Annotated in this window: 8 protein-coding genes and 1 pseudogene; 2 read left to right on the top strand and 7 right to left on the bottom strand. The window is 62.6% G+C overall.

Annotated elements, in window-relative coordinates; translation table 11 throughout:
- Positions 1–116 precede the first annotated feature (116 nt).
- From KVT37_RS06855 to KVT37_RS06845, 3 genes are all read right to left on the bottom strand, one after another.
- Complete coding sequence (locus KVT37_RS06855; RefSeq protein ID WP_217571835.1) at positions 117–728, bottom strand: nucleoside triphosphate hydrolase; 612 nt, start codon at positions 726–728, stop codon at positions 117–119.
- 349 nt (positions 729–1077) lie between these two features.
- Entirely contained in the window at positions 1078–2184 is a 1107-nt protein-coding gene (locus KVT37_RS06850; protein ID WP_217570976.1) for a hypothetical protein, read from the bottom strand.
- Between the two features lie 363 nt (positions 2185–2547).
- Entirely contained in the window at positions 2548–4461 is a 1914-nt protein-coding gene (locus KVT37_RS06845) for a methyl-accepting chemotaxis protein (protein ID WP_217570973.1), read from the bottom strand.
- 566 nt (positions 4462–5027) lie between these two features.
- On the opposite strand from KVT37_RS06845, the pseudogene KVT37_RS06840 reads away from it, so the two are divergent.
- Positions 5028–5918 (top strand): annotated as a pseudogene (locus tag KVT37_RS06840) (D-alanyl-D-alanine carboxypeptidase family protein); the annotation flags it as partial.
- A 577-nt stretch (positions 5919–6495) separates the two neighbouring features.
- Here the strand turns inward: KVT37_RS06840 and KVT37_RS06835 are convergent.
- The gene (locus KVT37_RS06835; protein ID WP_217570968.1) at positions 6496–6945 is read right to left on the bottom strand and encodes a universal stress protein; all 450 of its coding nucleotides are present in this window, start codon (positions 6943–6945) and stop codon (positions 6496–6498) included.
- Positions 6946–7538: 593 nt separating this feature from the next.
- Between KVT37_RS06835 and KVT37_RS06830 the strand changes: the two genes are divergently transcribed.
- Positions 7539–8468, top strand: a complete 930-nt coding sequence (locus KVT37_RS06830; protein WP_217570966.1) for a DUF1003 domain-containing protein — start codon at positions 7539–7541, stop codon at positions 8466–8468.
- 2 nt (positions 8469–8470) lie between these two features.
- Here KVT37_RS06830 and KVT37_RS06825 read toward each other — a convergent pair whose 3' ends face one another.
- From KVT37_RS06825 to KVT37_RS06815, 3 genes are all read right to left on the bottom strand, one after another.
- Positions 8471–9187, bottom strand: a complete 717-nt coding sequence (locus KVT37_RS06825; protein WP_217570964.1) for a CBS domain-containing protein — start codon at positions 9185–9187, stop codon at positions 8471–8473.
- Complete coding sequence (locus KVT37_RS06820; RefSeq protein WP_217570956.1) at positions 9184–10776, bottom strand: restriction endonuclease subunit S; 1593 nt, start codon at positions 10774–10776, stop codon at positions 9184–9186. Before KVT37_RS06820 ends, KVT37_RS06825 begins: the two co-directional genes overlap by 4 nt.
- An 11-nt stretch (positions 10777–10787) precedes the next feature.
- On the bottom strand, positions 10788–12147 hold a 1360-nt coding region (locus KVT37_RS06815), incomplete at its 5' end, for an N-6 DNA methylase (protein ID WP_217570954.1).

Below are 12147 nucleotides of genomic sequence, written 5' to 3'. Positions count from 1 at the left end.
TCACCAGGGTCATTAAAGCGCGTCACGTTGAAACGAATTCAAGCGACGCGCTTTAAGTCTTTCTTTTGATGCATGTCGTTGCCGCAAAACCGCTGCGCACTTTTGCGCGACATGTACTACCCAATGACCATGTCGGCCGGCCGGCGACGCGCCAGCACCCGTTCGATGTTGGGCATGTCGTTGGACGCGATCCAGGCGCGGGCGTCATCATCGGACTTGCCATGCTCACGCCAGCGCTCCATCAGCCGGCGCTCGAGCTCATTGCGCGGCACGTCGACGAAGATGGTGAAATCGAACAACGGCCCCAGCCGCGACCACGGCTCCTCGTCGAGCAGCAGATAATTGCCCTCGACCAGGATGAACTTGGTGTCGGTGCCGACGATTTCGGCCGCCGCGCGCGACAGTTCGATGGTGCGGTCGAAGACCGGAATGGCGATGTCGGGTTCGCCGGAGCGGATGCGCTTCAACAGCGTCTCGAAACCGGCGAAATCGAAGGTTTCCGGCGCGCCCTTGCGGGGGCGTAGGCCGCGGCGATTGAGAATGATGTCGTCATAATGGAAGCCGTCCATCGGCACGACCTCCGACGTGCCTTCCGGCAAAAGTTCATGCAGTGAGGCGGACAGCGTCGACTTGCCGGCGCCGGGAGGACCGGCGATGGCTACGACGAAGCGCTTGGCCTTGCCGGCGCGCTTGAAGATGGCGGCAGTGATATGGGCGATCTCGGACATCGGCGCCTTTCCGGTAAGGTTGCGGCCCCGCATCTTGGCGGTGAAAGGTGGAAATTTCAAACCTCGTTCCTAGGAGCGGAGGTTTCGGCCGATTGTTGGCAGTCTCCCGCCTTCATGATTGGCCGAGGCGCCCATCCCTTCGTCATCCACGGGCGGAGCAAGGAGCGAAGCGACGCAGCGCAGACCCGAGGATCCATTCCGTTACGCCGAAGCGCCGCTTACGGTTCAGAATTCTGCTCCGCTGTGCTTTTCGACTGAGGTAACGGAATGGATTCCAGGGTCTTCGCGCGTCGCTTCGCTCCTTGCTCCGCCCTGGAATGACGAATTTCTAGACGCGCTGCGCCCGACCTTACGCCGGAACCGTGCGGCCGATGCGCAGGAACTCGCCGTCGAACGGGACGTCTTTTTGCGAACCGTCACCGGCACGGATGCGCAAGCGATCAGGCGCCGCTTCAATGTCGGCCGGCGCCTCGGCCTCGGCGAACGGAACCGCGCCGATGACATGGCGGAAGGAGACCGAGCGCCCTTCGGCAAGGGCAAAAGCCGTTGCCACGCCTTCATGCTTCAACCAGTTGTCGCCGAGCGAAGCGGCGTGGCCGACCGCGGCGCGGCCGTCCTCGATGCCGAGCACGCCGAGATGGCGCCCGCTCCAGGGCGCGTAATCGCGGCCGCCATTGGAGAACCACAGCATGGTGACGGGCAGCTCGGCCGGGTTCTTCAACACCAGTACAAGGTCCTGTTCAGCGTGGCGGGCGAGCGCCGTCCAGCCCGGGCCGCCATGATCAGCCTCGACCAGGGTGATGAAATCCTCGCGCCTGTCTTCCGCGCGGTAGTCGGTGAGGTCGGCCGTGCCGCCGGCCGCAAGCGGGAACCGGGCAAGATCGGTGGCGCGGGCAGGATAGGCCAGCATGAAGCGGCCGCGCGCCGGATCGGGCTCCAGCGGCGTGGCGGGCGTGACCGCCACGCGCTTCGGCGAGAAGGCAAGCCGGCCGCCGTCCTGCATCGCCGTCATCGGATGATGGGCGACGGAGATGGCGCCGGAACCGCCGGAAAAGATGTGCTCCTGGTAGAGGAAGGGGTGGCCGTCACGCAGTGTGAAGATCTTGTCGACGGCCGCGCCCATCACCTTGCGGCGCAGCCGGAAAACGGCCCGCCAGCCGCCGGCGATGGCGCCGTTTTCGACGACGTCCCATTCGCTGTTGGCCGGCCAGCCATGCAACGGCGCTTCCTCGACATCGCTGGTGGAGAACGGCGCGCAGAGGAAATCGCCGGACAGGCGCACGGTGCCGTCGGGGATGTTCTCGGGCAACGTCTCGCGCGGCGAGCCGACCCAGGGCGCGCGATGCAGCGGCTTCAGGATATGGCCGTCGATTTCGACCTGCATGGCGGCGATATGGCCGACGGCGAGATCGAGCGAAACCGAGATGCCCTTGGCGTTGATGGTGACGGTGTCCATTGTGCTATCCCGCGAATCTTTGAGAGGGCCAGAAGAGCCTGCCTGATGTTGGATTTGCAAGCATGGTGGTTGGCATTTCGCATCAGAACGTATGCACCCTACGAAATCCCCTCTCTTGGATTTTCTACGACTTAGCTTCGCTAAGATCGTGAAAATCCTTTCTCCCCCACAAGGGGGGAGATAGCGCGTTGCGCCGTTCCCACGGCAAAACGCCGACGTCTGTGATTTACATATGGCGAAAGCGCCGGCGTTATCTCCCCCCTTGTGGGGGAGAAAGCGATTTCAACATCTTAGCGAAGCTAAGTGTTAGAAATCGCAAGAGAGGGGAACAGTGCCGCCATAGACCATTCGCCCCAGACCACCCTACTGCCTTTTATACTCCCGCACCGGCGACTTGGTGCCGTCCGTATAAGTCACCTGCACCGCCATCGATTTCACGTCGTCCTTCACCTTGAAATAGGGCTGGTAGTCGGACGGAACGGCGTACGGGTCCTTGGCGTCGCAGGGCGGCATCTTGATCTCTTTGTCGAGCGTCGTGCCGTTCAGGCTGTAATGCACTTCCTTGATGGCGCAGCGGTAGGACAGCATCTGGGTGAAATAGACCAGGCCGTGATTGCCGCCGGAATCGAAAGCGATCCACGAGGTCCAGAACTGGTCGAGGATCTGCTTGTTCTCCTGCTGCAGCGCGCCGTCCGGGTCGAAGCGGATGTCGAACGGGCCGGTCTCGCGTCCCCTGATGTCGAGATATTTGATGGCGATGTTGGTGGCCGTGGTGCTGTCCGGCAATTCGAAGCTCGGATTGGGCATCGGCTTGCCGGTGCGCTGGTCGTTCATCGCCATCACCCCGGTGTCGGTGAACGGGCCGGAGTCGCCGAGCCGCCAGGAAATCGCCGTCGCCGGCTCGGGCAGCGAGATCGTCATCGACCAGCCGGCGTTGGAGCGCATCGGTGTCAGCGTCGGCACGAAGCGCGACGGATCGAGCACGTCGCCAAGCGCGGTCAGCCGGCTGCGGCTGCGGTCCAGCCAGTCGGCCAGTTGGGTCTGGTCGACGAAATATTTGAGCAGGCCGCCGTCCTTTTCATAGGAAACGAACTTGGTCAGCGCCTGCGCTTCGCTGCGCTTGTCGGCGAGCGTCTGGCTGCCGAGGCGGTCCTCGGAAAATTCCTGCGCGAGCAGAAAGTAAGCCGGCGCGTAATCCGGATTGGCCGCCAGGAAAGCGTTGAGCTTGTCGAGCCGCTGGGCGTCGTCGAACTGCAAAAGATGGACGAGCTTGATCGACGGCGCCTTGGCCTTTTCGGCAAGCTGTCCAAACACTTCGCGGGCGCCGGCCTTGCCGTCCTGTACACGAAGCAGCGTGGCAAAGCGCGTATAGGGGTCGATAGCGTCGACATCGAATCCGGCAAAGGCGAGGTAGGAACGCCGGGCGTTGAGCATGTCGCCGGCCAGCTCATAGACGCGGGCATTGTGGTAGAATTCGTCCGGGCGCTTCGGATCGGCGATCGCCCCGCCCTGCGCGGAGAGCTGGGCAAAGCCCTTGGCGATGGTGTCGATCGAAGCGGCGATCTGCTCGGTGGTCGCCTGCAGCTTCTGCGCCTGCGCCTGCTGCTGTTGCTGGCCGGCGGCCAAGGTGTCGGTGGTCTGCTTGACCGCCTCGACGGTCTTCTGCGTCTCGGCGCCCTGGGTCGCCTGCTGTTGCTGGGCGGAGGCGATCTGCTCGGTCTTCTGCGCCACCGTGTCGGTGGTCTGCTTCACCGCCTCCACTGTCTTTTGCGTCTCGGCGCCCTGCGCGGTCTGTTGCTGCTGGGCCGAGGCGATCTCCTGCGTTTTCTGCGCGACCGTGTCGGTGGATTGCTTGACCTCTTCGACGGTCTTTTGGGTTTCGGTGACCGTCTTTTCGATCTTCGCCACCTTTTCGGAGACGATGCCGAGCGACTGCTGCAATTGCGCCACCGCGGGCACGAGATTGGCGATGACGCCGTTCTGCGAATTCGTCTCCTGCTGGATGCCGTAGACGCCGCCGGCAATCGCCGCGGCACTGGTGGCGAAGATCAGCGCCGGCATGGCTTTCGCCGTCAGCACCAGTCGCAGCACCATGGCGATGGCGATGATGATGGCCGCGACCGCCGCGACCAGCGCGATATAGGCGGCAAAAGGTCCGAGCGGATTGAGCACATCGCCGATCGCGCCGCTGATAAAGGCAAAGCTCGCCGCCCATTTGCCGGTGCGGCTGAGCGATGCCCTGAGCAACGAGGTCGTACCGGTGGCGATTTCCGACATGCCATTCCCCCCAAACCAAGCCGCGACATATTAGCGGAAAGCTGGGGCGGATGGCAAAGCGGGGACGGGCCTGCAATGCTGGCGATTGGCGAAAGCCTGCGCGACATCCGATCTCCCCCCTTGCGGGGGAGATGTCCGGCAGGACAGAGGGGGGTGTGAAGGATCGCGGCGCTGCAAGATCAAGGTTCCTCGCCCCACGAAGTGGGGAGAGGTGGCTCGGCGAAGCCGAGACGGAGAGGGGAGCGCCCTACGAAACCCCCGCTCCGTCCGCTTCGCGGCCACCTCTCCCCCGCCTCTGGCGGGGGCGAGGAACCCCAGCCTTGAGACGCCAGGACAGCACCCCTCTGCCCTGCCGGGCTTTCGTCGCTCGGAAGCCAAGCAATTGGCTTCCCGCCCGCTACGCGGACCGCTCCTCAACCCCCGCAAGGGGGGAGATTGACAGCGTCGCCGGCAGCGCGAACCTCTGAAAAGCTGGGCAAATGCCTTATCAGCGCCGTTAACCAGTTGGACGCGGCACGTGGGTTACGTTAGCTTCGCCGCATCTCAGCAACAGCTTTAGAACCATCTTGTCCCGTCCCTTCGCTCTCCTGCAAAAACTGATCGCCGTGTTGGCGCTTCTAGCGCTGGTCGCCGGCTGCACGACGGCAGCACCCCCCGAAAGCGTGCTGGCCGTGCCGGCGCAGCCGCAGAAATACGCGGCGATCGTGGTCGATGCCTCGACCGGCAAGACGCTGTTCGAGGTCAATTCGAGGTCGCAGCGCTATCCGGCGTCGCTGACCAAGATGATGACGCTCTACATGCTGTTCGAGGCGATGGAGAGCGGCCGCGTGACCAAGGAGACGCAGATCCCGGTTTCCGCGCACGCCGCCTCGCAGCCGCCGACGAAGCTGCGTTTCAGGCGCGGCGAGACGATCGACGTCGATTCCGCCATCCGCGCCATGGTGGTGAAGTCGGCGAACGACGTGGCGGTGGCGGTGGGCGAATATCTGGGCGGCGGCTCGGAGGACCAGTTCGCCGCCATGATGACCGCCAAGGCGCGCTCGCTCGGCATGACCGGCACCAGTTTCCGCAATGCCTGCGGCCTGCCCGACGACGGCCAGGTGACGAGCGCGCGCGACATGGCGGTGCTGGGCATGGCGCTTCGCAACCGCTTCCCGCAGCATTTCCACTATTTTTCCGAAAGCGACTTCATGTTCCGCGGCCGGCTGGTGCGCGGCCACAACGACATGCTGGGACGCGTGCGCGGCGTCGACGGCATCAAGACCGGCTACATAAGAGCTTCCGGCTACAACATCGTCACCTCCTACAATGCCGACGGCCGGCACCTGATCGTGGTGGTGATGGGCGCCGACAGCGCGCGCCAGCGCAACGACCATGTCGAGGCGTTGATCCAGCGCAGCCTTGGCACCACGACCGCCGCTGCGACCCAGCCCAGGCTTATGTATGCCGGGCAGCAGCCGGCCTCGCCGCCGCCCGGCCTGCCGCCGCCCGACATGACGGCAACCGGTTTGCCGGCGCAGGACTCGGCTTTGCCAGGGTTGCCGCCGCCGGATCAGGCGATGCCTGCGGCGCCCGTGCCGGGTTCGCCGGCGTCCGATCTGCCGTCGCCGGATCTGGCGTCGCCCACTTCGCCGCTGCTGCCGGCGGCGCAATAGAGCGTCGCGGCGAGGGAGAAGACTGAAACGTCGGCGGGACAGCGCCCCCCTCTGTCCTGCCGGACATCTCCCCCACTTGGGGGAGATCACCCGGCGCCGCCGGTTTTCGCCAATCGCAAGCGTTGCAGGACTTGCGAGGCGCCGAAAGCGCCAATCTCCCCCCTCGTGGGGGAGATGTCCGGCAGGACAGAGGGGGGCGCGAAGGAACGCTACGTATCCCGTCTCTTCGCTGGCGCAAGGGTCTGTCGAGATTCAGGTCAGGCCGAGTCGAGAATGATGGTTTCCGAGAACCGGAGCGGAGCGTACTTAATGTACGTGAGCACCGGAAGCGCAGGAAACCATCGTTCGCAGGCCGGCCTCACCTGAATATCGGCGGACCCTACCTCACCACCAGCACCGGGATCTGCGTCAGCGACACCACCTCCGCCGTCTGGCTGCCGAGCACCAGGCGGCCGATGCCGCGGCGGCCGTGCGAAGCCATGACGATGAGGTCCGAGCCTTCGCCGGCGGCGACTTCGAGGATCGCCTCGGCCGGCGCCTTGTTCTCGACATGCAGGCCCTTCGAGGCGACACCCTTCGCGTCGGCCTCGGCCTTGCACTTGTCCAGCACCTCGCGGCCGTATTTGCGGGCGTTTTCCTCGTAATTGGTCAGCTCGTCGGCGGCGACATAGCCGGCCATCGCGCCGCCCCAGGCGAGCGCCGGGAAGGCTTCCGAGACATTGAGGAAGGTAACGGTGGCGCCCAGGCCCTTGGCGAGCTCGAGGCCGTGGGCAACGCCCTTGCCGGCCAGTTCCGAACCGTCGGTGGCGATCAGGATTTTCTTGTACATGATGACGATCCCTCATTTGCGGGACGCAAGGCGCGCCCCAGGTGGCGGGAGCCTGAACGATCAGGCCTGATTTCGATATAGTCAGCCTATCAGGCCCGCCACAGGGGCCCGCTTGATCTGGATCAAGGCCAGGCGGCGGAGACAATTGCGCCAGCGAGGACTTTGCTGTCACATCAAGGGCGCAGTGGCATGCCCTATGACACGGGCCGGGCATCAAGGTTTTGCGAGGATGGCGCCGCCCCTCACCTGCCTGCCGGCATCCTCTCCCCGTATAGTGACGGGGAGAGGGAGCTGTCGTCGCCGGCTTCGCCAATGGCCAGCGTTGCAGGAGGAGCGCCGAGGTGGCGGCCAGCCTCCTTCTCCCCGTCACTATACGGGGAGAAGGTGCCCGAAGGGCGGATGAGGGGCAGCGCGGACTCCGGAGATTGGCCGTGCTCGCCAGTCCGTTCGGTTTGCGATATCCGAAGACTTGGCGCTCGACAGCAGGGATACCCCCATCACAAGAACTTGTTCTGTCACACGAGTTACACACTCAGCATGGATATGCCGCGCCGGCTTGGCGTATCCTAGCCGCAAAGACAGGAGCACCGAGCATGGCCAGCGAACCCAAGGCGCACAAGAAAGCCGACAACGAGAACGACGTCGCCGGCGAGTATCTCGAGGCGGAGACCGTGGCGGAGGACGCGCACGAAGCGGCCGACGAGGTCCTCGAAGCGCCGGAGGTGCCCGATTCCGAGCCGCACGCCGAACCGCATGTTCCCGGCAGGATCAAGCCGAAGAAAAAACCCTCGGCGATATCGGGGCGCAAATTCCGCAAGCGCGACCTGGTGCGCATCGACGATCTGAGGCCCAGCCTCGCCGACCGCATCCGCTCCGACCATCCCGACCTGCCGCGCGGCGCCCGCGTCAGCCGCGAGGAGCTTGGCCGCTACCGCATGCGCTACATGGAGGAACTGCTGCAGCAGGAGCACGGCGAATTCTCCGAGCTCGACCGCCAGGTGGTGGAATCGATCGCCAAACAGGACACGATTTCGGAAAACTCGGAAGAGGAGTTCGAGGAGCACCGGACGTTTCCCGACCGCGTCTCCGACAACATGGCGGCTTTCGGCGGCAGCTGGTGGTTCCTGATCTCCTTCGCCACCGTGCTGCTGGTCTGGATCGGCATCAATTTGTTCGAGGGCTTGAACAGCGCCTTCGACCCCTACCCGTTCATCCTGCTCAACCTTCTGCTCTCCTGCATCGCCGCCATCCAGGCGCCGGTCATCATGATGAGCCAGAAGCGCCAGGAGACCAAGGACCGCCTGCGCTCCTTCAACGAGTACCGCGTCAACCTCAAGGCCGAGCTCGAAGTGCGCCACCTGCACGAAAAGCTCGACTACCTCATCTCGCGCCAATGGACGCGGCTTGCCGAAATGCAGCAGATGCAACTCGATGCGATGAACGAGCTGGCGAGCGCGAAGAAGCAGAAGCACGCGACAAGGGCGGTGAGGAGGAAAACGGCGAAGGTGCCGGCGGAGGGGTGACCTCAAAGATCAAACGTCGCTAGCACATCCCAAGGCGTGATTAGTCGCTGGAGCGGCTCTGACTCTTTGCCGGCTGCAGTCACGAAAGCAGCACCCACCCGCGTAAGGGGGGACTGGACGGAGAGAAAAATCTGTACGAGATCCTCGAGTGCGGTTCGTGGGGTCACGAACTTAAACAACTCCATACGACTGGCATCGAGGCGGCAACTAGAGAGGATGTCCGAAATTCGCATGTCCCTGCCGACGATCGTCTCCTGCTCTCCCCATAGGTAATTGAACACCGCCGCTTCGTTGAATACACCGATAACCGCGTCACGCTCATCCACTATCGGCAGGTGACTGAATCCACGCCGTTTCATCTCATCCGCAAGATCGCCCAGCTGGTCGCTAAGGCTGGCAGTCCTGATCTCCTTTCGCGGCACACCGACAGAATTGGCCGTAGGCGGGTTTCTCAGATGGTTGAGCAGACCCCTCACTTCATCGAGAAACCCCTCAGAAATCTCGATGGCGTTGCCATCGGAGCGATGCTTGGGATGTTGGAGTGCGTTTCGCACATCACGGATATAGACGAGTAGCGCGCGATTCTTCTTCACAGTGCCGTCGCGCTCTGACGCCCTTTCGACCTCGAACGAGTGAGATGATGGCGAACCGGCGCGACTATTTACTTCCCGGACAATCTCCTCAAAGGTGCGGATGAAGCCCTCGGTTGGGTTGCTCATTCCGCCGCTTCCAGTTCTCGATCCTCGGCCGGCGCCAGGGCCTCGGCGAGCAGCGCGTCGAGCAAGCGGCGACGGGTGGCAGCGGTCTCGGTGAGGCTCACCTCCAGCCTGTCGCACAGCGCCATCAGCGCGTCGACCTTGGCGACGATGCGGCGTTGCTCGGCGAGCGGAGGGAGGGGAAAAACCAACTTGGAAAGTGCCCTTCCGGTAAAGTGCGGGATACCGACGCCAGTGAAGTAAGTCTGCATGATCCCAGAGTCGAAATACACGAAGCAGCATTGAGCAAAGAAATCTGGATCGAGACGCGCGCCCGGTCTCACCCTGTGTAGCGCCTTCTGGAAAATGAAGTTCTCGGGGCCGCCGCGCCAAACTGCAGTCCGGCCTATCCCGTGCCCCCCCTCGCAGATTAGAACATCGCCATCCTTGAGCCGGTAGCCCTCGAACTCGGCATCGTCGAGAGGAATGGTTTTTAGGTCGTCGAGCCGAATATCGAACCAATGCACGTTTGTGTTGCGTAAATACGGATAAGGTCGCCCCTTGTTCTTAGCCTTGTCGAGCATCTTCCCAAGTCGAGCGTCCGCAACATTCTCCACGCGAACCCATCGCCAACTCGTCGGGATTTCAAAACCCAGTCGGCCGGTCAACTCAGGCTCATCAAATGTGTGTAGCTCCAACGCCGGTTCGTCGGTCGAATCCTGCGGCACGAGCTTGCCGCGAACTGCGAGATTGAGGATGGTCTGGCGCAGCGTTTTGATCTGATCGGGGCGCGTGGTGAGCGTCGGCAGCACTTTAAGGGCGAAGCGGGCGTCGATATGGAATGTTTCGGGATCGGGCGTGTTGAGGCGGGCGAGACTCGCCGCCGTCACCCGGTCGCGCGCAGCCTCGCGGCCCGCCTGCGCCGCCTCCAGACGGTCGCACAGCGCCATCAACTCATCCACCTTGGCGACGATGCGGCGCTGCTCGGCGAGTGGCGGAAGTGGAATCAGGAGTGCTTCCAGCTTCCCCTTAGTGATATGTTGAAGGCCAACGCCGCCGTGAGCCTTGGCGATCATCTCATCGAGGCGACCATTGATCGCTAGGCGCAAGTATGCGGCAACAAATGCCTTCGTCTTGAAGTCGCAGCGGAAGATGTGTTGGTTCAGGACGGCCGGCCCACGATCCCAGATAAACGCTCCGAACGATGTTCCGGGAGTTCCCGACCAGCTTACGAGGAATGATCCGTTGTCGATGAGTGACCGCTCGCGAGCCATCTCGGGATTGCAGAAGTTGAACGGCGCGTCTGGATTGTTCAGGTTTTGAATTCGGACAATTCGCAAGCCCTCTCTCGACCAATCCGTCGGTTTGAAGGCCATGCCGTTAAGAAGATCAAGCTGATCGCCGATCTCAATCCATTTCCAGTTGCTCGGCAATCCAAACGGTGCGGCCGGATCGGTTGGCTTCCTGAAACCCTCTACAGCCTCCTCGCTCGCGTCCGGCGGCACGAGTTTGCCACGCACAGCCAGATCGAGAATGAAGCGGCGCAGCCCGCCGATGGCGTCGGGCGCGTCAGCGATCTTCTCGTAATGTGCCAGCAGGCGTTCGGCATTCATCGGGCCATCTCTCATCGAAGAAGCGCCTCGGCGAGGATCACGTTTAACTGGTCGCGATAGGCCGCCGCCTCGGCCTCGGCGCGGGCGAGGTCGGCAAGCAGCGTTTTGGGGTCACCGTGATCGTTGACTACGCTGTGTGGGTTCTTAATATCGAGATTGCAGCCCCGCGCCTTCACCTCTTCGGCCGTCACACGCCAGGCCTGCGGCGTCTCCACACGGCCTATGCGCTCTTTGCCGCCCCACCAGTCGACGCAGCCCTGAAAATGCTCCAGCCGGATCGGCTTGGTCATGGAATAGGCTTTCTGGCCTTCCGGCACGTGGTGCTCGTAAAACCAGATCTCCTTCGTCGGCGCTCCCTTCTCGAAGAAAAGCAGATTTGTGCCGATCGAGGCATAAGGCTTGAAAACCGAATTGGGTAGACGGACGATCGTATGGAGGTTGCACTCCTCCATCAGGTGTTCCTTCAGTCGCGCCTTGATGCCCTCGCCGAAAAGCGTGCCATCGGGCAATACAACGGCGGCTCGGCCACCTGCGTTGAGGAGGCGCACTATCAACGCAAGGAACAGATCGGCGGTTTCCTTGGTGCGGAAGGTCGGGAAATTGTTCTCGATGCCGTCCTCCTCCTTGCCACCAAAGGGTGGGTTGGTGACGACGATATCGACACGCTCATCCTTGCTCCACGAAATCAGTGGTCGGGCCAGCGTGTTGTCGTGGCGCACGAAGGACGGGTCCTCAATGCCGTGCAGCAGCATATTGGTGACGCAGAGCATATGCGGCAGTTGCTTCTTCTCAACCGCGCGCAAAGCGCTTTCCATCGTCTGGCGCTGCTTAGGCGTGCGGATGTATTTGGCTTCCATGTGGTTGATTGCGCACGACAGGAAGCCGCCCGTACCGCAGGCGGGATCGAACACGATTTCGCCCGGGTGCGGATCGATGCGATCGACCATGAAAGCAGTTACAGCGCGCGGTGTATAGAACTCGCCAGCATTGCCAGCAGACTGGAGGCTGTTGAGCAGTTGCTCATAAAACTCGCCAAAATGCCGGCGCTCGTCCAGATTGTTAAAGTCGATCTCATTGATCCTGTTGACCACTTGCCGGATCAGATGGCCTGATTTCATGTAGTTGAAGGCGTCTTCGAAAACGTCGCGCACCACCTTGCGGCGGTCACTGAGCTTGCCGGTGAGTTGGAGACCCTTCAGTGTCGGAAATAGCTCGCCGTTGACGAAAGCAAGTAGCGCCTCACCCGTGAGGCCTTCGGCGTCTGCCGCCCAATTCCGCCACTGGAACTTCGGTGGGATCGGCGAGGTATAGCCGTTGCGTGTGAGCTCAAGTTCCTGATCCTGATCATCGATGATCTTGAGGAAGAACATC

The sequence above is a fragment of the Mesorhizobium sp. GbtcB19 genome (genome assembly GCF_019091085.1).
Lineage (GTDB): Bacteria > Pseudomonadota > Alphaproteobacteria > Rhizobiales > Rhizobiaceae > Mesorhizobium.
This window is presented reverse-complemented; position numbering and strand designations above follow the sequence as displayed.

Coding starts and splice junctions, on each gene's coding strand:
- KVT37_RS06855 (WP_217571835.1), bottom strand. CDS start 728: ATGTCCGAGATCGCCCATATCACTGCCGCCATCTTCAAGCGCGCCGGC.
- KVT37_RS06850 (WP_217570976.1), bottom strand. CDS start 2,184: ATGGACACCGTCACCATCAACGCCAAGGGCATCTCGGTTTCGCTCGAT.
- KVT37_RS06845 (WP_217570973.1), bottom strand. CDS start 4,461: ATGTCGGAAATCGCCACCGGTACGACCTCGTTGCTCAGGGCATCGCTC.
- KVT37_RS06835 (WP_217570968.1), bottom strand. CDS start 6,945: ATGTACAAGAAAATCCTGATCGCCACCGACGGTTCGGAACTGGCCGGC.
- KVT37_RS06830 (WP_217570966.1), top strand. CDS start 7,539: ATGGCCAGCGAACCCAAGGCGCACAAGAAAGCCGACAACGAGAACGAC.
- KVT37_RS06825 (WP_217570964.1), bottom strand. CDS start 9,187: ATGAGCAACCCAACCGAGGGCTTCATCCGCACCTTTGAGGAGATTGTC.
- KVT37_RS06820 (WP_217570956.1), bottom strand. CDS start 10,776: ATGAATGCCGAACGCCTGCTGGCACATTACGAGAAGATCGCTGACGCG.